Source organism: Undibacterium sp. 5I1 (assembly GCF_034314085.1).
GTDB lineage: Bacteria > Pseudomonadota > Gammaproteobacteria > Burkholderiales > Burkholderiaceae_D > Undibacterium.
On record NZ_JAVIWI010000001.1, the window covers coordinates 3,748,786 to 3,772,302 of the forward strand.

Sequence of the window (23,517 nt, forward strand, 5' to 3'; positions counted from 1 at the left end):
CGTCATCACTCTATCCCGCACACAGACTTGTTCGAAATCCGACATACTCCTCAGAGTCAGTCAACACTCAGGAGAATAAGGATGTCAGCAAGCACTCGTATGCCAGCAATTTTTTCGGCCATGGCAGCCCGATGAACGCATTAGAAGATAATCGTTACACCAAGGAGTGGCATGCGCTTGCCCAGCGTTTTCCGCGTCCTAAGGCCATTTTATCGGTGTCGGCACATTGGACTACACGTGGCACGGCGGTGACGGCGATGGCTGCGCCGCAGACGATTCATGACTTTGGCGGATTTCCGCAAGCTTTGTTTGATATGCGGTACCCCGCTCCTGGTGATCCGGCACTGGCTGCGCGGATTGCGGCTTTGTTGGCGCCGCTGCCGTTGTTTTTAGATCAGCAATGGGGACTTGATCATGGCACCTGGTCTGTGTTGATCAAAGCTTATCCCGCTGGCGATATTCCGGTGCTGCAATTGAGTTTGGATGTGACCCAGCCAGCAGGTTTCCATTTTGAACTGGGAGGCAAATTATCCGCCTTGCGTGAAGAGGGGGTGATGGTGATCGGTACCGGTAATGTGGTACACAATCTCCGCCGCATGGATCCGCAATCGCCCGGTTACGACTGGGCCGTGCGCTTTAATCAAGCAATGAAGCAAGCCATGTTGGACGGCGATTTTGAGGCAGTGATGAATTACACCGACCTTGGGCAAGACGCCAGCTTGTCGGTGCCAAGCTCAGAACACTTTTTGCCCTTGTTGTATGTGCTGGGGGCAAAAACTGAAGAAGATCAATTAGAGATTACGACCGAGGGAATGGAGCTGGGCGCGATTAGTATGATGTCGGTGGTGGTGGCTTGACTTAACGAGGAAATCCATATACTCCCCATTATTTTTAGTCAATATGGCTAAATGTCCAGAATTTACATGGACAATCAAAATATACCCTATAGGAGTAATTTTAATTCGTGCTTGTGTTCGGATTAAATTTTGATGATTTTTGCTGAAAGCTTAATTCTCTCGAATGTCATTCCAGCGTGGGTTTAGCTGGAATCCCGTGTCGTTATTCTGAGAATGGAGTCGCAACTTGGAGGCCAAGTGGTCGCACCACAAACGTCACGTCACTGGATTCCGGCTAAACCCATGCCGGAATGACGCACTAATGAGTCCTTACGCGGGCTAGTTTAGATGGCTAATTGAGCTGACTACTTAAATCAGACACTTCAGCCAGATCCTTAAGCTGGTTTAGCCGGCAGTGTCAGCTTCACTTCTAATCCACCTTCGCTTAAATTAGCCAACTGCACGCTGCCGCCATGTTGCTGGGCGATGTTTTGGGCGATGGTTAAACCTAATCCGGTACCGCCGGTATCGCGTGAACGTGATGTCTCTGTGCGATAAAACGGCTCAAACACTTTTTGCAATTGATCTGCCGGAATGCCAGCACCACCATCACGGATGAAGACGTGCATCAGTTTGATGCCGGCATCGCTGCTGGTTTCTAAGGTGACTTTGGCGTGGTGCCCATATTTGACTGCGTTATCAATCAGGTTGGTCAGACAACGGCGCAATGCCTGCGGTCTGGCCATCACGGTTATGCCGGATTTGCCGTTGAAGCTGACTTCTTGCCCGGCATCTGCAGCATCGGCACAGACACTATCAAGCAGTGAATCCAGATCCAAAGGGCGCAGCGATTCATTGCTATCCATACTGCGCGCCAGATCTAGCCCTTCTTTGACCATGGTTTGCATTGCCGACAAATCGCCGACCAGCTTATCCCGCAACTCGGTATCGCCGACTTTTTCCAAACGCAAACGCAAACGCGTTAGCGGTGTTTGCAGGTCATGGGTAATCGCTGCCAGCATGTGCGTGCGTTGCTGGATGTGTTGGCGGATTCGACCTTGCATAGAGTTAAACGCTTTGGTCGCTTGCAGAATTTCTGTCGTACCGACTTCAGGCAAAGCCGGACGATTAATATCTTTACCTAAATCTGTCGCGGCTTGCGCCAGTTGCCGGAGTGGTCTTACCGTCATGCGCGACACCAGATAGGCCAGTACTGCAATGCTGCAAAAGAACAAGAATAAATACAAAAAGAAATCTGGGCGCAACGGTGGTACTGCACCGCGTGGTGGCAATGCGGTCAGATGCAAGATAGTGCCATCATGTAGTTTAATACTTAATTCTTCACAGGTAGATCTTTGCGCCATTGTTTCTGCTGGAAGGTTAGTGCAGCCCTCAGAATCTGGCGGCAAGGAGGAAACCTCAAAAGTTTTACCTAAACGTTCGCTCAGCGTCAGCGCATATGCTGAGCGCGGCGCTTCGCTACGTGCCTGATTTGGCAGCGTTGTAAGGCGCAAACCTAATCGCGGTGCCGTGGCTAAAAAGGCTTCTCGGTTTGCCGGCGGTAAAGCATCCATTGCCAGCAGCAATTGTTCGGCACGTTCAATTGCCCGATTCTCACGGAACTGTTCTATGGTTTTTTGGCGCTCACCAAACGCCAGCCACCAGGTTAGTGCAGTAGAGCTCACTACACCCAACAACAGGATGCCAAAAATCCTGCCGGACATCGACTTGATAATGGTCATGCTCCGCTCTCCATCGTGACGTTGACCGATAGCACATAGCCGCCGTTGCGTACGGTTTTAATAATTTGCGGCGAGCGTGCATCTTCCCGCAGTTTTTGCCTCAGGCGACTGATCTGAATATCGATAGAACGATCAAACGGATCCGCATCGCGGCCATGTGTCATGTTTAATAACTGATCACGATTGAGGATGCGGTTAGGGTGATCTAAAAATATATTAAGCATGCGGAATTCTGCGCCGGACAAAGCGATCACCATGCCTTCCGGGCTGACTAGATGGCGCGCCGTCAGATCAAGCGTCCAGTCAGAAAATTTTAAGCGATGAACTTGCTCACCATTGCTACCCAATGTCATAGACTGAGTGCGGCGCAGCACGCTGCGTATGCGTGCTAACAGCTCGCGTGGCTCAAACGGTTTTGGTAAATAATCATCTGCCCCCATCTCCAGGCCGAGTATACGATCCAGCGGCTCACTTCTGGCCGTCAGCATAATGACGGGCATTGTTGATTTGGCGCGCAGAGTACGGCATAAGGTCAAGCCATCGTCGCCAGGCAGGTTTAAATCCAGTACCACCAGATCAACATGATTGTTATCCAGCGCCGCCCACATTGCATTGCCATCAGCAGCCATTAAAGTAGCGTAACCATGACCATCCAGATAGTCGGCCAACAGGCTACGAATGTCGCGATCGTCATCAACGATCAATATTTTGCTTGGAGTATCCATGGCTCGTATTATGAAGTCCTGACAGCAAAGAAGGCATGTGATTTTGTATCGTCTTGTTATGATAAACCGAGAACGACACAATGCGACACATCTGCAAGCGTTCTTGCCACTGATTGTTACACAGCGATACAAAGCAGATTGCTGCCGACACTTGCCAGTTACATCACTGCGCCAACATAAGCCGCATGTGCAAGTCACATAGGTAAGTCAAATGCACAAGTCACATGTGGAAGTCACAACCAGCGACTTATCAAAAACGTATTCAACTACTCGGTAGTAATTTAAAGAGGAACACCATGGCACCAATAAAAAATCCGATCGCCATCGCGCTTGCCGCTATCAGCATGTGTATTGCCATCGGCGTATCTGCCCAAACATCACCAGCAGCACCAACATCGGCTGCGGCTGCTGCCGTACCACCGCCTCCACAGCATCAAAAAGCGGGGATGGATCAGGCTAAATGGGCTGAAAAAATGCAAGAGCGTATGGCAAAACATATCGCAGAATTGCATGACAAGCTTAAGATCACTGCAGCCCAAGAACCTGCCTGGAAAACCTTCATTGAGTCGATGAAACCAAGCATGCCGCCAGGTGCGCAAGCGATGCGACCGGATCATAAAGAAATGGATAAATTAAGCACTCCTGCCCGTATGGAAAAAATGCTGGAGAAACTGAAAGAACATGAGGCGATGATGCAAACGCGTCTGACATCACTCAAAACTTTTTATACGGTCTTGACACCAGAACAGCAAAAAATATTTGATGATAGCCATCGTCAAATGATGCATCGCTGGAGTAAAGGCGGTCATGGAATGCAGCACGGTATGGGTGATATGGGAGGACGAGGTGGTATGGGGCGTCCGCCTATGCCAGATGGCGCGATGCCTGATCATCCACCGATGCCAGCAAAGTAAGCTTTATATCGGACGGCTTTTGCTCACCATTTTCGTGGAGACTAAAATTAGTTAGTACATAAAAAAGGCTACACGGATGCATATCTGCGTAGCCTTTTTTTATTCACATTCTGGGATGTTTTATCTTATTAATTTGCTGCCTTCATCCTCAATCCTTAACCCTTGTTCATGAATCTAAAATTTAAGCAAAACGGCGTGATGCATCCAAAGCCAGGCCAGAGCCAATACTGCCAAACAAATCTCCCTCGACTTTTTTAGCGCCCGGCACTATCGCTGCGATCCGGTCACGCAGACCGCGCACACCGCTGGAACCACCGGTAAAAAATACCGTGTCCACATCCGCCGCAGCCACACTCGCATCGGCTAATACCTGACTGACCGTCGCACCAATTTGCGTCATCAAATGAGAGATCGCTTGTTGAAACCCATGCTGCTCCAGCGTTAATATGCAGGGTGCAGACGAAGGTAATTTTGTACGTAAGCGTTCAAGCGCTAATTCAATTTTATCGTTATCCGACAGCAAGATTTTAGCTTCTTCTGACTTGATCGCTAGCCAGTGACCATCACGCTCTTCCACCAGATTGAGCAGGCGTTCGAAGCGCATCCGCAAGTCTGCATCACTGATCTCGCGGTACACGTCTTGCAGTTCACGGCTGACTTTTTGGGTATAGACCAAATTAATCGTGTGCCAGGTCGCCAGATTAAAATAGTAGCCCGACGGAATATCACTATTCCCCAAACGACCACCCAAACCGAGTAAAGGCATCACATAAGCCAGACTCAGGTATTTATCAAAATCGGTACCACCAATATGCACACCGCCGTTACCTAAAATATCGTCCAGCCGGTCAATCCGGCTGCTGCGTTCCGGTGATAAACGTACCAAAGAGAAATCCGAGGTGCCACCACCAATATCAGCGATTAAAACCAATTCTTCTTTATTAATACGCGACTCATAATCAAACGCTGCTGCGATCGGTTCGTACTGAAATTGAATATCCTTAAAACCGGCAGTCCTTGCGATATCTTCCAGCGTGTTTTGTGCGATCCGGTCGGCTGCTTTATCGTCATCAATAAAATGGACTGGACGTCCCATCACGACCTGACTAAAAGACTGCCCTGCAGATTTTTCGGCACGTCGTTTTAGTTCACCGATAAATTGCGCCAGCAGTTGGCGGAACGGCAAAGCCCGTCCCTGCACTTCGGTCTGACCGTCCATCAGGCTGGTGCCCAACAAGCTTTTCATCGATCGCATCAGGCGACCTTCGTAACCAGACAAGTAGGTAGAAAGTGCGGCGCGACCATAGCTGACTTCGTCCTCATCGGCGTTAAAAAACACGACGGAGGGCAAGGTCACTTTATCGTCTTCTAGCGACAGCAACGAGGGTAAATTTGCTGATGAACTCGGCAGACCAGCGTGTTGAGTCTGACCGGCGCGGTGCCAACCTACGGTTGAATTGGATGTGCCGAAATCGACTCCACAAGCATGCAACATGTAAATCCTGAATAAAAAACGGGGAAATAAATTAAAGCGAATCAATGCAAGCAATCACCACTTTCAAGAGCATTCAACACAGAGATCATCATGAAAAACTAACTAGTTCTATAGCTGCTCACTAGTTGTAAGACTGTCGTTGATGGTACTGCTATCGCGGTTTTCTGAACTTCTTGAGGCTGCTATGGCTGCTATGGCTGCTAAGGCTGCTATGGCGTGCTGGCACCTTCTTTAATGCGTACTACTAATAACTGGTCGATACGATAATGATCAATATCAACCACCTCAAATTTGTATCCGCTTACCATCACGCTATCGGTCCGTTTGGGGATTTTTTTGAGCATCGTCATCATGAAGCCTGCAATAGTCTCATAGCTACCCTGCTCCGGTAAAGTGTCGATTTGCAGTGCCCGGCAGACATCCTCTATCGTCGTGGCGCCATCAATTAGCCAGGAGTTGGCATCGCGCTGGACGATCTGATCTTCCATAAACGGGTGTACCAGATTACCCATCAAGGTGCTGAGTACATCGTTTAAAGTAATCACGCCAACGACCAGCGCATATTCATTCAAAATCACGGCAAAGTCTTCCCGCGTGCCTTTAAATTGCTCTAACATGTCCGATAAGGTGAGCGAGTCCGGTACCACCAATGCTGTACGTAAGGACAATTCTTGTACTTTAGAAAACGCCTGATTGGTCAGCACACGTTTCAGAATGTCTTTCGACTCAACATAGCCGACTACATGATCAATCTGGCCGTCACAGACCAAAAATTTGGTGTGCGGATGTTCTGCAATTTTCTGGCGTATCACTACATCACTGTCTTGCAAACTGAAATACACAATACTGTCGCGCTGGGTCATGGCGGACGGTACGGTGCGACTTTCCAGCTCAAATACATTGCCGATCATATGATGCTCGCGCGCCTGCAATACGCCAGCCTCGGCACCGGCGTCCACCATGGCATAAATCTCATCGGAGGTAATCTGATCGTCACGCGTGGTGGAGACATTAAACAGATTAAAAAATAAAATCGACAAGCCATTAAATAACCAGACCAGCGGTTTGAATAAGCGCACGCACCATAACATCGGGACAACAACGGCCATGGCGACAGTTTCTGGCGCGGTCATCGCTAACCGTTTGGGCATTAAATCGGCGAACAAAATAAACAAGGAGGTCACAAAGATAAAGGAGGTCAAAAAACTCGCGGTGTCGACCCAGCTATTTAATCCGAATACCGAATGAAACACGCTGGCAAAATACGGCGTCAAGGCTTGTTCTCCCAAAATACCGCCCAAGATAGCGACCGCGTTCAGACCAATTTGTACAACCGTAAAAAAATGGCCTGGATGCCGTTGTAATTCGAGCACACGTCCGGCACGTAATTCGCCCTCGCTTTCTAATATCTGCAACTTGACTCTGCGCGCCGCCGCGAGAGAAATTTCTGACATAGAAAAAAAAGCACTGATAGCGACCAACAAAACAATGATCAAAAAGTGGTCAAACAAAGCCATATTTACTCCAAAACTGGTTCGATACTGAAATTTCCTGTAACAATCATATACTATTGTCCCTCTGTAAAATCGCTAGAAAGCCCGACCGCATGAGCACCGAACCCACTTCCTCCGCCCAATCTACATCACCAGAGCCATCGCAGACGCCAACTTCTGCTGCGCCGTCCTTTTTGCCGACGAATATCCGTTTTGTCCTGATTACAGTGTTTCTGGATATTTTGGGCATCGGCCTGATCATCCCAGTGTTGCCACGACTGGTCGCCAGTTTTACAACACAGCCCGATATGCAAGCCTATTGGTATGGCTTGATCGTGGCGATCTATGGCGTGATGCAGTTTTTTTGCGCTCCTATTATCGGCGCGCTGAGTGACCGTTTTGGTCGTCGCCCGGTATTACTGATTTGTGTGTTGGGTCTGGGTTTGAATTTTCTCTTGATGACCCTGGCGACTTCTATTTTCTGGTTGCTGTTTGTGCGCGCCTTGGGCGGAGTCACGGCGGGCAATCTGTCGGTTGCCAGCGCTTATATTGCAGATTCTTCCGCCCCGTCGGAGCGCAGTAAAGCCTTGGGGAAAATCGGTGCGATGTTTGGACTGGGATTTATTTGCGGCCCGGTATTGGGCGGTGTGTTAGGGGAAGCCAGTATTCACTATCCGTTTTATCTGGCGGCAACTGTCTCGCTGGCGAACGTGGTGTATGGCTACTTCTCTTTGCCAGAATCCTTGTCGCTGGCGAATCGCAAACCTTTTTCTTTGAAATCTGCTAATCCGTTTTCTGGCTTGTCGGGTCTGGCACATTTACGCGGCGTGGGTCCTTTAGTCTGGGTGTATGCGCTAACCATGTTTGCTCAGTTCACCTTGCAAACTACCTGGGTGCTGTCGACCGAATTGCGGTTTGGCTGGTCGCCAATGCAAAACGGCTTTTCTTTATTTTGCGTCGGAATTTCCAGCGTGATTATGCAAGGCGTCTTTTTGGGACGCTATATCAAACGGGTCGGTGATGCTAACGCGGTGATGTTTGGACTGACATCGTCCTGCCTGTCGCTGAGTTTGTATGGTTTGGTGACGCAGGGTTGGATGATGTATGTGCTGATTTTGTGTAACGTGCTGGCGTTTGCGACTGGTCCGGCATTGCAAGCGATGTTCTCACGTGCGGTTGATGCGCGTTCGCAAGGCACGGCGATGGGCTCGCTGACTGCGCTGGCCAGCATCATGAGTGTCTGCGCAACGCTGGCCGGTACTTCGCTACTTGGACAGGTCAGCCATCAGGCCAAAGGCAGTATTTTGCTGGGAGCGCCGTTTTTTATGGCGGCAGTGGTACAGGCAATTGCGCTGGTTTTAGCAACACGGTATTTATCTAAATCCAAAGTAGTTTCACCTTAATGTTGAATTAAGCTTAAGGCTTAAGATTTAATATACTCCCCCTCATTTTTATCAATAATGGCTGATTGTCCAATGATTCTATGGACAATTTAATATACATAATGGGAGTATATTAAATATCACTCTGCTGAAACGTTAGCGCTTACTGCTCCTGCAGGTATGGTATCGCAATTGGTTTTGCGTAAGTTTGAGTAACTTCGGCTAAGTTCTATTGTAATAATGTATTGCTTGATGAATACTTTAAAATAAATTGATGTAGGCAAACCAGGTTAAATATAGACTCGATGTAAACGCAATCTAGACCCACGCAGGCGATATTCCATGATCCAAACTGAAACTCTGGTGTTATGTATTCTGATCCTGCAAACCTTGCTGCTGGTCATGCGGGTGGTTGTCTTTTTCGGTCGCTTCCGTGATGGCATCGCACAATGGACCGTGGCTGGCACGATTGAGGTTGCGATGTGGGTCATTATTATTGCCCTCGGCAAGCTAAGTCCGGCGCTGGTCGGACATATCGCACTTTGTGGTTTCGTCATTGGCATCAGCTGCCTTTTGCTTAGCTTGTGTAAATTTTTTTCCGCGCCTGATAATCCCACTCTGACTTACGCCCCAGTAGCAATCGCGCTGGTGGCTGTCGCGCTAGGTTATTACGAAGCTGATCTGGCATCGCTATTACTAAACCTCATGCTGGCGGTGCAATCAGCACGCTGCGTGCTCATCATCTTGAGCAACCCGCAGGAAGGTATTCACCGTTCTTGTTATCTGTTGATGCTCGGCTTTGCGATATTTTCGTTGACGGCTATCGGGCGTGCCGGCCGCATCTGGATACCTGATGGTGCCGCTGGCGATAGCCTCAGACAAGCGTCGGTCATGCTGAGTCTGATGTCGGCTTTTATCACCGGTATCTTGATTAATATTGGTCTCTTGCTGTTGCATCAGGATCGTGCCTGGCACGAACATCGCCGTCTAGCAATGTCTGATCCTCTCACGGGCTTACTAAACCGGCGCGCACTTGAACTAGCCGCCGAGCGCGAAGTTGACCGCGCCCGGCGTCAGAAATCGCCGCTCTTTGTCGCCATGTTAGACATCGATTATTTTAAAAAATTGAATGACACTCTCGGGCATCAGCAAGGCGATCAGGCGTTGAAATTATTTGCCCAAGTAGTCCAGAGTCAGATCCGCAAAACCGATGTGCTTGCGCGCTATGGCGGCGAGGAATTTTGCCTGATCTTGCCAGCCGGTAGCGAAGACAGCACGCTAAAAATCCTGCAACGAGTCCGTGATGAGCTGGAATCCACACCGCTAGAACCGTATAACGCCGTGTTGCGGTTTAGTGCCGGTGTCAGCGTCTGGTACCCCGGAGAATCGAATATCGATCTGGCAATTGCGCGCTCTGACGCGGCGCTGTATCAGGCTAAACAACAGGGACGTAATCAAACTGCTGTGGCACTATCGGCATTAAATATTGCGTCGACTTTCAAGACCGCCACGATGTAAAACAGACGTAGCTGCCGTGAATAAAAAAGGGATGAGCAAACGTCGCTCATCCCTTTTTATCTTAATACGCTGATCGTTGCCAGCAAGCTGGCAAACATAAGAATCAGGTTTTTAGCGACCGGTCGTCATATGCAAATTCACAGGCTTGCTGTTATGTTCTTCAACATCGTTGTAAGCATCAACATCATCGCTCATATCGTTATTTAAACGCTTTTGCATTTTGACGTTGTCGACATCATTACCCCATTTTGCAACTACGATCGTTGCCACGCCGTTGCCGACCAGATTAGTTAATGCGCGGGCTTCTGACATAAAGCGATCAATACCCAAAATCAGCGCCAGACCTTCAACCGGAATCGTGCCTGTCGATGACAACGTTGCCGCCAGGACGATAAATCCACTGCCAGTGATGCCCGCAGCACCTTTAGAGGCGACTAACAAAAATATCAGCAGAGATATCTGGTGACCGATAGTCAGCGGCGTGTTGGTCGCCTGCGCAATAAACACCGCGGCCATTGTCAGATAAATCGCCGTACCGTCCAGATTAAATGAGTAACCGGTAGGGATCACCAGGCCGACTACGGATTTTTTAACGCCGAGTTTTTCTAACTTAGCAATCATGCCAGGCAAAGCGGATTCTGATGAAGAAGTGCCGAGTACGATCAGCAATTCTTCTTTGATGTACTTCACAAATTTCCAGATACTAAATCCGTGGAAATAAGCGACGGTACCTAACACGCCAAAGATAAAGATCAGGCAAGTGATATAGAACGATGCCATCAGATAACCCAGCGACAGCAATGAGCCGACACCGTATTTACCGATGGTGAATGCCATCGCACCGAAAGCGCCGATTGGGGCTGCCTTCATGATATAACCAACAATCACGAACAAGACATGGGAAGTCTTTTCGACCATATCAAACACCAGAGTACCGCGACCGCCAAAGCGATGCAAAGCAAAACCAAACAGTACCGCAACGACTAAAATTTGCAGAATGTCGCCCTTGGCGAAGGCATCGAAAATCGTGCTCGGGATCATCGCCATCAAGTATTCAACGATGCCTTGTAACTTACCTGGACCTGCGTATGCCAGTGCTTCTTTGGCGTTGAGCTTGCTCAGATCGACGTTCATACCTGCGCCCGGCTGCAAGACGTTGACGACGACTAAGCCGATGATCAGAGCGAGCGTACTGACGACTTCAAAATACAACAAGGCCATGCCGCCGGTCTTGCCGACTTTTTTCATATCTTCCATACCGGCGATACCAACGACCACCGTGCAGAAAATAATCGGTGCAATCATCATTTTGATGAGTTTAATAAAACCATCGCCAAGTGGCTTCATGGCAGCGCCGGATTCCGGGTAGTAATGACCCAGTAAAACGCCGAGAATAATGGCGGTGATCACCTGAAAATAGAGTGACCGGTAGAGCGGTGGCTTCTTCATCTGCTGTCTCCAATAATTGTTATAGTAAGTCGATGGCGTGAATGATTTTGCCATGACAATGATGAGGATTTTTATCCTTACTCACAACATTATCAAAAATCGCAGAGGGCGTGGCAATTGTGGGTTTCCACAAGATTGCACTCTGAACAAGTATTTACATCTTTGAGGTTGATTACTTAGCGACAAATCGCCGCTAAGCGGCAGCATGTTGCTGCTGGCGATCCTTACTCTGCTGTCGCTGTGTCAGCGTCGTGATGATTTGCCCTAGCTGGCGCAGCGCATTATCTAATTCCTGCGTGAAATGCATGCCGCAATTTAAGCGTAAAAAATGGTTGAAACGATTTGAGTTGGAATACAACAAACCAGGCGAAACCAATATCCCTTGTTCCAATGCCGCCTCAAATACCGCCTGTGACGACAGTTGATGCGGCATTTCTACCCAAACAGAGATACCGCCATCCGGTACCGTCAGGCGCGTGCCTTCAGGAAAATACGCAGCAATAGCTTCTGCGGTGCGCTCGCGTTGCTGACTCAGAATTTGACGCAAACGGCGTAAGTGGCGGTCATAGGCGCTGGAGTTAATAAATTCCGCCAGTACAATTTGCGACCATTCTTCGTTGTAACGGGTATGAGCATATTTCAACATGCTGACCCGCGCATGCCAGCGTCCTGCCACCATCCAGCCCACCCGCAAACCCGGTGCCAGAATTTTATGCAGCGATGCACAATAAATGACGTTGCCGGTTTTATCCCAATGCTTGGCGCTGGTCGGTGCGGCGTCAGCCTTGACCAAGGCACTGTAAGAATCATCTTCAATCAGCGGGATTTGCTGCTCTTCGCATAAGGCGACCAACCGCTGTTTGTGGCTGTCCGGCATGATGCTACCTAAGGGATTTTGCAAATGCGGCACCACCACCACGGCCTTGATATTGTCGTAAGTTTGCATTGCCAGTTCTAGCGCTTCAATCGAGATACCAGTCTGCGGACTGGTTGGAATCTCCAACGCCTTCATACCCAGACTCTCCAACACTTGCAGCAGACCGTAAAACGTGGGCGACTCCACCGCAATGATGTCACCCGCCTGTGCCACCGCTCGTAGCGCTAGATTTAAGGCCTCGATACAACCCAGCGTTACCACTACATCATCCGGCTTAATACTCATGCCTATACCCAGTGCACGCTTCGCCAAAGCCGCTTTCAGTTCTTTATTGCCACCGGGTGAGATCGCCTTGGTCAATAATTGTGGACGATGGCGTAGCAAACGTATCGCCAGATTTTTTAACTCTTCTTGCGGATATAAGTCAGGTGCACCTGTCGCTCTGGCAAGATTGATTTTAATTGGCCGCTGACCTTGCGAGATGATGGCAGATACACGCTCGTGGATGCCGACAAACTGTGCCGGATCGATAGGCGCATTGATTGCCGGTTCTGTCGCTGGCACCAGATTAATACGTTTTGGCTGCCGTACAAAGTAACCAGAACGCGGGCGCGCCTCCAGCCAACCTTCCGTTTCTAGCTGACGACACATTTGCAAGGCCGTCGACAAACTGACCGTATGTAATTGCATCAGCTTACGTACCGATGGCATACGGTCGCCGATGGCCAGGGTGCCCGCCTTGATCGCCGATAAATAATGCGCTGCCAATCGCCGGTATAAAGGCAACTGTAAATCGTCGCCCTGATCCGATGTGTGTGTTTGAAATGTGCTGTGTTTTTGCATACAACGATGATCCTCTCAGCCATGCTGACTGAACAGATACAGTTAGGGTGAATAGACACAATAACAGATACCAAAAACCTGGCTTGTACCGATGCAGTCTGTACTTTCTTGTGTCTGTTATGTGTGCTTGCTGTGGCCTATCCTGATGTTACTCACCCGATGAGAATTGATAGATAAGGAAATACCATGCATATCACCACCTTGCAGTCCAAACAGACTTACCAGGTTTATGTCGCGGCTGGTACGTTGCTACATTTAAGTCTTGGTCAGATCGCCATTCAAACTGCCCCATCAGGCATAGACGCTTACGCATATTCAACACAAATCAGTCTGCCGGAAGGCCGCGTATATACCGTAGAGCGCAGCGGCTGGATACAAATCCATGCACAACAACGTAGTGAGATTTTGATGCAACTGCCGGAGCCCAACATAGCCGTCAGGTTCTGGCGAACATTAAGAGCAATTGCAATCCGCCGCATACAAAATAGCACCGGCGGGCATCGTCTGAATTGATTATTCAGAAGTAAAAATTTTAAATGTTGTGTTGAATTGAAGGTGCAAATCAAGCTTGATCGAATTAAAATTTGGATTGAATCATTTCAGTTCAATTCGTTTCAATTTATCACGCCATTACATGACCATCAAACTCAAAACAGAAGTACAAGAACGCCTGATCGGCTCCATCCGTCGCTATGCCTCAGAGAATTTGGAAGAAGACATGGGCGATCTCAAAGCCAAACTATTTCTGGATTTTTGTCTGCAAGAAATCGGCCCCAGTATCTACAATCAGGCGATTGCCGATGCCCAAAATTACCTGCAAGAAAAGACGACCGAGATGGATGGCACTTGCTATGAAGCTGAGTTTAGTTACTGGACTAAATCAGCCGGACGCGGTCGCTCCTAGTGCCTTCCAGCAGACCTTATAACGGTCGCACCGGGATGCATAACTCGCAATCAAATACGCCAGTGACTTCATCGAAACTGGAGCCAACCGGATAGTATTCAAAACAGGGGCGGTCATCACACTGTAGCCCGCTGGAGGGCAACCAGCCTCTGAATAACGTTATCCATACGTCGCTGATCTCGTCAACAGTACCGACAAATTTGCTCACCGCATAACGACCACCTGGTAAGGTCGTCAACATGGCGTGTCCTGTAGCGACATAGTCTGCCCCTACCTCCACTCCGGCGTCATAACGGCATTTGTCTGCCGGAGTAACGCTAGGGTCGTCAAGCCCGATGCCATAAATAGGTTGAGGGCCAAGATTTTGTGCAAGTAACCAGGGGTAAAAACTGGTTCTCCAAAACTCACTGACGGCGATACCGTAAGGTCCGATTTTGCGTAAATAGGCAATCTTTGCCGCTGGTAGTTCAACTAATTTGACGTCCATGTGGTTCTCCTTTGTTGATAGTTTGGAGATACCATCTTGGTCGAATTGATGTTGCAAGGCCTGATCAGGATTGCGGTCGACCTGACTCAAATTGCGGTTCTGGTTTTTTATACTGGCTAATTCGGTAGCCCATCGTTGAGTAGTGTCACGTTGCCATGCGCTGGGTGAGCAAGAAAATTGTAGTTTGAAGGCGCGGGCAAAGGCTTCGCCTGAGCTAAAACCGATGGATAAAGCCACGCTTAAGATAGACAAGCGCGGCTGAGAAGCCAGCTTTACGGCAGCAGACTCTAGACGCCGGCGGCGCAAATAATCGCCCAAGGTCTCGCCCATCCAGGCGGAAAAAATACGGTGAAAGTGAAATGGTGAAAAATGCGCGACTTCAGCCAACGTATTCAGGTCCAACGGCGCATCAAGGTGTGCATCAATATAATTGAGCACCTTGTTCATGCGCTTAGAATATTCTGCGAGGCTGGTTTGTGGCGATGACATGGGTGACTGTCACATTCAAAATAAAATAAAAATGCTCGTCAATTTGTAGGCCGCAACGAGTAACTAGCGGTTATCCTCGAAAAACTCTTTCATCATAAAGTTCTCTAACTCCGCCGTATCTTGTGGACGTGCAGAGAGATTGACGATCCGTCCTAAGCGACGTGATTCCCAGCTGAAATCGCCCTGGTATTCTTCGCGGATCAGCACGATCATGCGACGAATGATGGCTATGTTGATATCGCCGCCCAATCCTGCATCGACCTCGATGGTTTTTTTGAAGCTGTTTTGTCTGCTTGGCTTCCATCCGCGGAAGGTGAACGTCGCCATGCGTACACTTTTATGCGTGATCTCGAATACGCCGCTGGTGCCTTCACGTCCGTTCGCCCGTTGCATGCTGCGCCGGACATTGGCTTCGGCAACTTCTTGCGGACTCATGCCTTTATTGCCTTGCTTGACGGCATCGGCATTTTCTTGCGCGGCGGCTTCTTCTGTCGCACGACGACGCTCACGAGCCGCGTTGAGCATGCTCATCATATCTTGTTGCGGGGCGGCGTCTGGCGGCGGTGTTACCGGGTTGGGTGTTGGCGTATCCGCAGCAACTACGGGTGTTTCTTTGGGCTGCGTGATGGCCTTATTGGGGCGATTAGGTTGCGCCTGCTTTGGTTTAGGCGGGGCTTTTTTCGGGACTTTTTGCTTTTCGCCCTCAGCCATTTTGGCTACGGTGGCTTTATCCAGTATCAAATTGATGGCGGCGGGTGTTTCTGTCTCGCCTTGCTTCTGAATAACGGTCTTATGCGTGAGAATAAAATAAAGCAACAGGGCGTGAATCAAGAGTGCCAGCAGGATTGCTAAGCCATTTCTTGGACGAAAGCGAATATGCAAATCAATTTCGCCCGGTACCGCCAATTCATCTTGATTGTGCTCTAAGTAAAACTTCATTTATAGATAAGGCCAGACTGTAAAAACGAAAAATTCTGAATCGGCAAGGATAACCGAAAGGTGACTAAACACTTGTAACAAATTTTGTTTCTGAATTGTGTCAAAAGCGACTTTAGAAACTTGAAGCATTTACAAATATCCAAACCAGCCCAAACCAGCACCGATCGCTAATAACCAAAGCAAATGTAATCTGGTGCGCCATACCACTAAGGCGCAAACGGCTGTCATGATCCAAAGTGGCCAGGCGGGGTGGACTAATGCGGAAGAAGATGACGACGAGCTTGATCCGCTCGCCATAATCCAGCCTGTTGCCAGCAATAATCCGATTACGATAGGCGCTAAGCCTAGCTTAAACGCCCGTACCGCTCGCAAATTACGGTTTTTGTGCCCCCAACGGGCCGCGTTGTACGTTAGCGTTGCGCTGGGCAACATGATTCCCAGCATGGTAATCAAGGTACCGAGCGGGGCATACCAGCCGTTGCCGGTATTCATCCCGATATTCCAGCCCATTAAAGCAATAAACAGTACATTGGGGCCAGGCGCGGCTTGGGCAAGCGCCACCGAGGAATTAAATTGCGCTTCGCTCAACCAGTGATTTTGAATCACCAGATAACGATGCATTTCAGGCAAGGTAGAAATCGCACCGCCGACCGACAACAATGACAACATCAGATAATGCAGCAGCAAATGCAGCCAATCGCTGGCTTGCATGGTGATGCTGTTAAGGTGATTAGCGACATCAACACCAGCAACACCAGCAACACCAGCAACACCAGCAACAACGGTAGTCACGACAGCACTCATTTGCCGAGCTTTCTATACGCGGTGACGCAGGCAATCGAGCCTAGTCCAAGCAAAATATAAGCAAGTGGCAGGTGCAACAAGGCAATGCCAACAAAACATAAGATACAAAGTGCACCGCATAAGCGCAAACCCAGTGGATTACTTTTTAGCGCTGGCAGCAAGCGTAAGGCGGAGGCAATAATCAGACCTGCCGTGACCGCACTCATACCGCGCAAGGCACCCGCAACACCGGGGTGGTCTGCGATCCGGGCGTACACCAGTGCGAGTAGCAAAATGATGATTAAAGGTACGGTCAGCATGCCTGCCAATGCTGCCAGTGCACCTGGCAGACCAAAAGAACGGCTGCCGATCATCAAGGACAAATTAACCACATTAGGGCCCGGCATAATCTGCGCTACGGCCCAGTCTTCAATATATTCTTCCCGCGTCAGCCAGCGCTTACGTTCGACCAGCTCCATCTGCACGATGGCTTGTACACCCCCAAAACCTTGCAGCGCCAACCAAGTGAAGGAGAAGAAAAGATCCGCAACAGAGCGGGGTTGCGGACGAGGTTCGATCTGGTCTGTGCTCATAAAATACGATCAAGGGTCGATTGTGATGGAAGTCTTCGACGCGGGTTTCTGACAAGAGTTTTCTAGGCGAAAAAAATATACTCCCCTATTTTTTTCAATAAATATGCCAATTATCCAGACTTTAATTGGACAACTAAAAAGTACTGATGGGGAGTATAGTTATTGATTGAAGTGACAATCAGAACCGCGTTTTCAACTACCAAGGGCAAAGAATGATGCTTAATTTGTCCGGTGTGGTTGCGCATTATCCCCGCCAACACGGGTTCGATAGCGCAAACAGTGAAACGTTCCTTCGCATTTAATTTAAAAAATCACGCATTATTTTTTAATCAGTTCGCGCTTTTCGCTGTTCAGTTTATCCTCGCGCCGGTGATGCGCCCGCAATCTGGCGCGCCATTCGCCCAACGCTGTTAGCGCCCCCTGGAATTCACGCTCTATCAAATCTGCTTCATCATTGGTAATCACGCCATCCAACAACGCTGCGGATACGGCCTCGGCCACACCGCCGACCTGGCTCATGACGCGACACACGGTTTGCGATAAATCATCGTCGCTAATGTGATCTGGCTCTGGCACGATAAACGCTGCCATCCCATGCCGCCCCAATAACGCATGCAGCGGCAGCAGCGCATCTTTTACGCCGGCCTCGCGGCACAACTCCACAATTTGCGACAACTCCTCAAACGACGGGTAATGCGACTCGATGCCAGGTGCCAGCTTATTACGCAACACATTCACCGATACCTGCATGCGCGCCGCCAACGCATCTAGGCCACCGGGATAAGCGCGCGCCACTTTATACAGGGCGTCGTGCTGATTCATATTCGAGTATTTGCGCGTCATGGTGATTTTCCCTTTTTATTACCGATGCGTTTTGTATTTTTGATCACTATGCTTCCGTTCACAAGATCAGCGCGCATAAAAATGACGTGCAGATTGTACAGAGATGTTACTCACTTCACTACGGATCGGCACATGAAGTCAATCGCAAAAAGAATTATCCATAACTTAGTTGTCGGGATTACGACAGTTGCCTTGTGTATGCCGATGTTGGAGATAGCCAGCGCCAGTACATCCGGATCGTCAGGCGCACGATCCTCCGGCGGCTCCTCACGTAGTTTTAAATCTGGATTTTCTTCCCAGCGCAACAGCAATAGCAATAGCAATAGCGCGAATAACAACATCGGCAACACCAGTAAAACCAACACAGGCTTTGGTAGCTTTTCGTCCTCATCATCGTCCAACAATACTCCAGCGAATGCGGCGAATGCAACAACAAACACTACTGTCAACAACAATGCGGGCAAATCCAACTCTGCGCTGAATCGCGATCTGGACACCAGCCGCTCGCAAAACACTGCGTTAAAAAATTTGGATGCACGGACTACACCATCCGCTACGCCAAACACGAGTAATCAACCCGGCAGTGTCAGCGTGACCGGCAAGCCATTAGGCACTTCGTCCAATGCGTTTGGCAACACTGCTCAAGGTTCGACCGCGCAAGGTTCAACCGCAGCACCAGCTTATGGTCAGCCTATGCAGCAAGCCCCATCGACCATCATTGTGCAACGAGAAAGTAGCGGCATGAGCGGCGCATTCTGGGGCTTTATGCTGGGTCAATCGATGAGTCATCACAGTTATGGCGGCTATGGTGGGAATTACGGATCTGGTTATGACAATCGTCCTCGTGATGTTGGCAATGCTGGCGATGCTAGCAACGCCGCAAATCCAACGGCAACGGTGTCAAACAATGACAAAGCTCAAGAATCAGAATCCTGGTTTTGGCGTCTTCTGCGGCTGATGTTGTGGACAGCGATCTTGTCCAGCATCGCCTGGGTTGGCTACAAATTATTCCGACTTCATACAGCACGCACCCAAGCACGCACTCAAAACTATTCATTAGGAAAGGTTTAATCCGCACCATGGCCTGGACAGACGCTTATCAATACGCTGGAAAAATATTCGGCAAACACAGCACGACGGTAAATGGATCGGCTACGCAAAATCAAGGCACCAATCAAGCCGATGCCAATTTGCCGTTAAAGGCACGCATAGGCGGCGTGCTGCAATTACAGAAAACGCCCTTCATCCGCGCCATCAGCCAAGGATCGCTGATCGCTATGCCCGACGACGCTAATTGTCTGATACGTGCCATCAGCCGGGTACGGCTAGAAATCGCCGGCAGCTTGTATCGCTATTACCTCAATACGGGCGATCAAGATGCCAATGAGAGTTTTGTGCAGCTGTACCAAAACGAACAAGGCGATATCTCAGAAGTGATGTATTACCAACGCCTGACCCGTTTTATTCCAGAAACGATCGAAGATCAACAAGCGTTTTCGGGCGAAGCCGGAGCGGGGCTGGGCGACCGTACTTACACACTGTGGCGTGCTCAGTTAGAAACGCAATTCGTGGACAACGGACTCGATGCAGCGACGTCAGCTAGCAACTTAGCTAGCAACTTAGACAGCGTCTTCGGCGACAACGAGCAGATCGACTATAGCCGCGACGCTGGCGACCCAGCTAAAGAATTTGTCGCCCCGTTCACAGCGCAGGAAAGCCGTATCGACGACGCCACCGGTCAGCACGGCTTGTTGCAAGACATCGTATTCATGCCGTATAGCCGCGCGCTGGATGGCTTGCGCGAAAGTCTTTTAATCAGTACAGAAATCGTCAGAAGCCGCGACGGCGACACCAGCCGGCGCGAAATTCATGTCGATTTTATGATAGGAATTCCAGTCGAACTGGATAGGTTGCTGATCCAATGATGCGCTTTCAAAAACCACATCAGCAGCACGGTAGTAAAGCAGTTAGTCGTTTGTAAGTGCTTCACATAATTTGTCATCACCACTTTGTATTTATCGCAGCACCTTTAACTCCTTGAGAGGAAGCAAAATGAGCAATTTGAATGGTTGGGGCCTGACCGCACGCTTGATCTCCAAACACTTTGGCGTACTCGGCGACAAAGTCTCCGAAGCGATTGCCAATTTCGACCCGGAAACCGCAACCGAGGCCGACCGTGATCGTCTGGCCGCCACGCTGAGAGACAGTGCGCAAAAACTAGCGACCGCCCGCGCCTCTTTCGACAAAGAACATAATGACGTCATCAAGCTGCGCGAACTCATCGCCAATGATGAAAAAGCCTCCAGCACACTCGCCGACCGGCTTGCCTCAGGCAAAATATCAGAAGCCACAGTCAGTCTATTTTGTGATGAGCTGGAAGCCAACAAAGCCCGCTTGCCCTTGGAGTTACAAGAAGAAGCCGACGCGCAACAATATATGAACGAGCTGCAAACCATCGTCGATGCTTTCTCTAAACAACTGGCCGAGTTTGATGCCGCCGCCAAAAAAGCAATGCAAAATCTGGCCAGCGCAAAAGCGCAAAAAGATTTGCAAACCATGCGGGTAGAACGCCAAAGCCAGCTCAGTAGTTTGTCCGGCATGCAAGGCCAGTCCAGCGCGCTCAACGCCTTAACCAAGCGTGCTCAAACAGTGAGCAACGAGGCAGCGGGCATGCGCATTGTCGCCGATATTGGACAAAAACCCTTGGATCAGGCAGCAGAGATTGACGCAATCAGAAAATCAGTCGGTCAGGCAGACACCGCAGGCGAAACGACACTGCAACGCTTGCAGCGTTTATCGGGCAAAGCTACGGAAACGAGCGTTGCTGCATAAGTAGTTTAATGATTAGATCGTAGTCCGAGATTAGCTAGTAAGGGATCGTATCGTCAGTGCTGACGATACGATTTTTTTCTATGCAAGAAGGAGGAAATTCTGATCAAGCCACGACCGATTTTTTAGTTTGAACCGCAGGTTTTAACACTGCCCACACCGCCAGTCCAATTAATGTACCACCCGCAATATGTCCCCAGGTAATTTGCTCACCCAAAAAGATGGCGCCCCACAACACGCCAAACGGCGGTATCAAAAACGTGACCGTCAGAGATTTCATCGGGCCGATATCCGCAATCAGACGGAAATATAAAATGTAGGCAAAGGCGGTGCAGACCAAGCCAAGCCCTGCCATCGCCAGCCACAATCCGGTACCACCCCAATTGGTCAAAGGCTGACCAATAGCACTACTGGTACTAGCAATAAAAAGCGGCATGATAAAGACGGCCGCACCTAGCTGACTGGCAAATGCCAGCAATTTACTATCGAGCCCACCTTTTTCTGATATCCAGCGCCGCGTCATAAAACTCGCAACGCCATAACATGCGGTAGCGATTAAACATGCCCCGGCACCCATCATCACCTCCGTCGTCAGTTCGACCGGACCAGCTTTTGTCAACACTACGACACCGATCAAACCCAGTAACACGCCCACGAATTTTGCCAGGCTTAATTTCTCTGAGAAAAACAGAGTTCCGACAATCACGCCCATCAATGGCGTAGTCGCATTGAAGATGGCGGAATAACCGGCCGGTAATATTTTTGCGGCAAAACTATACATCGCAAACGGGATGCCGGAATTGATGACACCTAATGCCATCGCCGCACCAATTTTCCCTTTAAAATCCCACTTAGTCCGCATCAACGCCAGTATCAACAGCAATCCGATCGCGCCGAATACAACGCGAAAAAAAGCTGTCGGCAAAGTCCCAAGAACCGGCGCGATAATCCGCATGAATAAAAAACTCGCACCCCAAATCGCCGATAACACAATTAACCGTACGGTATCGCTCAATCTCATTCTGTTGTTCCTCTTTTTTATGTTGTCCAGATTTGGCTGTTTTAGAAGCCATACAGCCTGCCGGTCGCCAGTAGTTTGCTCAGTGAGTCTATGCAGGACCCGTAGCCCTTTGGTGGCTTCAGCGGTTAAGGTAGATGTCCACCATCATCTGAGATATCGAGTGGTGCTCACCATACCTTAGTCAAATCTTCACCAAGAAGCCGCGCCACAAGGTATCAACATCTTCGCCGTACGCTATCCTAAACGCTTGCGAAAAGCTTTGTCCATGCTCAATTGATAGTAGAAGCTGCTTAAATGCTGCAGGGTTGCTGTTGTGCAGATATTTAACAAAAATAGCGGACTGTCGATAATACATGTGAGGCTTGAGATCGTATGAAGCAGCGCTCTTAGGTGCTAGCGGCGAGCCATTGTCCTCTGGTGAAAAGCTGTGGCCTGCCTTGATGCTCTTCAAAGCCTCCTCGTTTGTAACTGTCTCCGCTCCGCCTCCGGCTGATACCCAAGTGGCCAAACCTTCATGAAACCATCCTGGGATACTAGCCCATGACCATGTGCCCATTATCAACGCAAGATTCAAGTGGGAAAGCTCATGTGTAACGATTCCGGGAATACGCTCAGGTGTTGCCAATAGCTTGGGCGATAAGTGGAGGACACCGAAGGATACAGCACCCTCGGCGTAACCTACCGAGCCGCTGAATCGAGAGAAATCTTCGCGTGAGGCATACGTGCGGATGATCATTGGCTTTGTAAATTCGCAGTACTGCCCTTCCTCGACAGTCAGTTTTGCTTGGTTGATAGCAGGGAGAATAACTTGAGCCAACTTCTCCGATCCCGGTTGGCATTCAATTCTTAGATCCTCAGTGCATTTGTAGAATGAGGATGTTGGTAGTAAATAAGCGCGAGTAACTTTCCCGACAGTGCATCCACTCACACAACAAAAACTGCAGGCAAGAGCCAAAAGATAGACAGCGACGCGACGCGCTTCGTTCATGCCGACACCTCCAATGAGAGAACTTGACCGCGTAGAGAATCTGGTAAGGCCTTGGGTGTCAATACATTAACCCATAGATCCAGCAGACGTTGAAAATCCATTTGAACTACACCTAAGTCCATCCGCGTCTTTTCCGGCGTCGGGTTGATGAGCATATCAAAGTCGCTTCTCTCTGTATCTTGATCGTGGAAGACGGAGCAAAACACCCTCGGATTCCAGAAATGACGAGACCCAACCACGCTATGAATCGTGGCTCGGTTCAAATGCAATATATTTGAAGGCTTCAAGCTTTTTCGCTCACAAGTAACTCCAATTTAATGATCACTGAAAAATTGGCGCAATATCAAAATCCTGTTTTATTCCGCGA

General features: G+C 49.4%; 23 protein-coding genes. 9 read left to right on the forward strand and 14 right to left on the reverse strand.

The window, feature by feature from the left end; all coding sequences use genetic code 11:
• Positions 1-131 precede the first annotated feature (131 nt).
• A complete protein-coding gene (gene ygiD, locus RGU72_RS16400) occupies positions 132-857 on the forward strand; it encodes a 4,5-DOPA dioxygenase extradiol (protein WP_322120755.1) in 726 nt (241 codons plus the stop codon).
• Positions 858-1,231: 374 nt separating this feature from the next.
• Here the strand turns inward: ygiD and RGU72_RS16405 are convergent, their stop codons facing one another.
• Positions 1,232-2,578: an ATP-binding protein gene (locus tag RGU72_RS16405; protein ID WP_322120756.1), complete on the reverse strand. Its 1,347-nt coding sequence runs from the start codon at positions 2,576-2,578 to the stop codon at positions 1,232-1,234.
• Positions 2,575-3,303, reverse strand: a complete 729-nt coding sequence (locus RGU72_RS16410; RefSeq protein ID WP_322120757.1) for a response regulator — start codon at positions 3,301-3,303, stop codon at positions 2,575-2,577. Before RGU72_RS16410 ends, RGU72_RS16405 begins: the two co-directional genes overlap by 4 nt.
• 296 nt (positions 3,304-3,599) lie before the next feature.
• On the opposite strand from RGU72_RS16410, the gene RGU72_RS16415 reads away from it, so the two are divergent.
• Positions 3,600-4,217, forward strand: a complete 618-nt coding sequence (locus tag RGU72_RS16415) for a Spy/CpxP family protein refolding chaperone (protein ID WP_322120758.1) — start codon at positions 3,600-3,602, stop codon at positions 4,215-4,217.
• Between the two features lie 181 nt (positions 4,218-4,398).
• Here the strand turns inward: RGU72_RS16415 and RGU72_RS16420 are convergent, their stop codons facing one another.
• Together RGU72_RS16420 and RGU72_RS16425 are read right to left on the reverse strand one after the other, a co-directional pair.
• On the reverse strand, positions 4,399-5,712 hold the full coding sequence (locus tag RGU72_RS16420) for an Hsp70 family protein (RefSeq protein WP_322120759.1): 1,314 nt from the start codon (positions 5,710-5,712) through the stop codon (positions 4,399-4,401).
• Between the two features lie 209 nt (positions 5,713-5,921).
• The gene (locus RGU72_RS16425) at positions 5,922-7,229 is read right to left on the reverse strand and encodes a hemolysin family protein (RefSeq protein WP_322120760.1); all 1,308 of its coding nucleotides are present in this window, start codon (positions 7,227-7,229) and stop codon (positions 5,922-5,924) included.
• An 89-nt stretch (positions 7,230-7,318) separates the two neighbouring features.
• Here RGU72_RS16425 and RGU72_RS16430 point away from each other — a divergent pair, with 89 nt between their 5' ends.
• Together RGU72_RS16430 and RGU72_RS16435 are read left to right on the forward strand one after the other, a co-directional pair.
• Positions 7,319-8,608, forward strand: a complete 1,290-nt coding sequence (locus RGU72_RS16430) for a TCR/Tet family MFS transporter (protein ID WP_322120761.1) — start codon at positions 7,319-7,321, stop codon at positions 8,606-8,608.
• A 321-nt stretch (positions 8,609-8,929) separates the two neighbouring features.
• A complete protein-coding gene (locus RGU72_RS16435) occupies positions 8,930-10,105 on the forward strand; it encodes a GGDEF domain-containing protein (RefSeq protein ID WP_322120762.1) in 1,176 nt (391 codons plus the stop codon).
• 111 nt (positions 10,106-10,216) lie between these two features.
• Here RGU72_RS16435 and RGU72_RS16440 read toward each other — a convergent pair whose 3' ends face one another.
• The gene (locus RGU72_RS16440; protein WP_322121665.1) at positions 10,217-11,554 is read right to left on the reverse strand and encodes a dicarboxylate/amino acid:cation symporter; all 1,338 of its coding nucleotides are present in this window, start codon (positions 11,552-11,554) and stop codon (positions 10,217-10,219) included.
• Positions 11,555-11,747: 193 nt separating this feature from the next.
• Positions 11,748-13,274 (reverse strand): PLP-dependent aminotransferase family protein, encoded by a 1,527-nt coding sequence (locus tag RGU72_RS16445; RefSeq protein WP_322120763.1) that lies wholly within the window; start codon positions 13,272-13,274, stop codon positions 11,748-11,750.
• Between the two features lie 186 nt (positions 13,275-13,460).
• Here RGU72_RS16445 and RGU72_RS16450 point away from each other — a divergent pair, with 186 nt between their 5' ends.
• The gene (locus RGU72_RS16450) at positions 13,461-13,787 is read left to right on the forward strand and encodes a hypothetical protein (RefSeq protein ID WP_322120764.1); all 327 of its coding nucleotides are present in this window, start codon (positions 13,461-13,463) and stop codon (positions 13,785-13,787) included.
• 121 nt (positions 13,788-13,908) lie between these two features.
• The gene (locus RGU72_RS16455) at positions 13,909-14,178 is read left to right on the forward strand and encodes a DUF2164 domain-containing protein (protein WP_322120765.1); all 270 of its coding nucleotides are present in this window, start codon (positions 13,909-13,911) and stop codon (positions 14,176-14,178) included.
• A gap of 16 nt (positions 14,179-14,194) precedes the next feature.
• Here RGU72_RS16455 and RGU72_RS16460 read toward each other — a convergent pair whose 3' ends face one another.
• The 5 genes from RGU72_RS16460 to RGU72_RS16480 form a co-directional block, all read right to left on the reverse strand.
• Positions 14,195-15,154: an AraC family transcriptional regulator gene (locus RGU72_RS16460; protein ID WP_322120766.1), complete on the reverse strand. Its 960-nt coding sequence runs from the start codon at positions 15,152-15,154 to the stop codon at positions 14,195-14,197.
• Positions 15,155-15,217: 63 nt separating this feature from the next.
• The gene (locus RGU72_RS16465; RefSeq protein ID WP_322120767.1) at positions 15,218-16,093 is read right to left on the reverse strand and encodes a hypothetical protein; all 876 of its coding nucleotides are present in this window, start codon (positions 16,091-16,093) and stop codon (positions 15,218-15,220) included.
• A gap of 129 nt (positions 16,094-16,222) precedes the next feature.
• The gene (locus RGU72_RS16470; protein ID WP_322121666.1) at positions 16,223-16,804 is read right to left on the reverse strand and encodes a chromate transporter; all 582 of its coding nucleotides are present in this window, start codon (positions 16,802-16,804) and stop codon (positions 16,223-16,225) included.
• 89 nt (positions 16,805-16,893) lie between these two features.
• Positions 16,894-17,469, reverse strand: a complete 576-nt coding sequence (locus tag RGU72_RS16475; protein WP_322120768.1) for a chromate transporter — start codon at positions 17,467-17,469, stop codon at positions 16,894-16,896.
• Between the two features lie 318 nt (positions 17,470-17,787).
• On the reverse strand, positions 17,788-18,312 hold the full coding sequence (locus RGU72_RS16480) for a phage regulatory CII family protein (protein WP_322120769.1): 525 nt from the start codon (positions 18,310-18,312) through the stop codon (positions 17,788-17,790).
• Positions 18,313-18,444: 132 nt separating this feature from the next.
• Here RGU72_RS16480 and RGU72_RS16485 point away from each other — a divergent pair, with 132 nt between their 5' ends.
• The 3 genes from RGU72_RS16485 (at position 18,445) to RGU72_RS16495 (ending at position 21,144) form a co-directional block, all read left to right on the forward strand.
• Positions 18,445-19,383 carry a hypothetical protein gene (locus RGU72_RS16485; RefSeq protein WP_322120770.1) on the forward strand — a complete coding sequence of 313 codons (939 nt, stop codon included), beginning with the start codon at positions 18,445-18,447 and terminating at the stop codon, positions 19,381-19,383.
• A gap of 8 nt (positions 19,384-19,391) precedes the next feature.
• Positions 19,392-20,237: a DUF2491 family protein gene (locus RGU72_RS16490; RefSeq protein WP_322120771.1), complete on the forward strand. Its 846-nt coding sequence runs from the start codon at positions 19,392-19,394 to the stop codon at positions 20,235-20,237.
• A gap of 127 nt (positions 20,238-20,364) precedes the next feature.
• Positions 20,365-21,144 (forward strand): hypothetical protein, encoded by a 780-nt coding sequence (locus RGU72_RS16495; RefSeq protein ID WP_322120772.1) that lies wholly within the window; start codon positions 20,365-20,367, stop codon positions 21,142-21,144.
• Between the two features lie 103 nt (positions 21,145-21,247).
• Here RGU72_RS16495 and RGU72_RS16500 read toward each other — a convergent pair whose 3' ends face one another.
• The 3 genes from RGU72_RS16500 to RGU72_RS16510 form a co-directional block, all read right to left on the reverse strand.
• Positions 21,248-22,162, reverse strand: a complete 915-nt coding sequence (locus RGU72_RS16500; RefSeq protein ID WP_322120773.1) for a DMT family transporter — start codon at positions 22,160-22,162, stop codon at positions 21,248-21,250.
• A 181-nt stretch (positions 22,163-22,343) separates the two neighbouring features.
• Positions 22,344-23,150, reverse strand: coding sequence for a peptidase MA family metallohydrolase (locus RGU72_RS16505; protein ID WP_322120774.1), 807 nt, complete (start codon positions 23,148-23,150; stop codon positions 22,344-22,346).
• Positions 23,147-23,305, reverse strand: coding sequence for a hypothetical protein (locus RGU72_RS16510; RefSeq protein WP_322120775.1), 159 nt, complete (start codon positions 23,303-23,305; stop codon positions 23,147-23,149). The genes RGU72_RS16505 and RGU72_RS16510 overlap by 4 nt, the downstream gene beginning before the upstream one ends.
• Between the last annotated feature and the right edge of the window lie 212 nt (positions 23,306-23,517).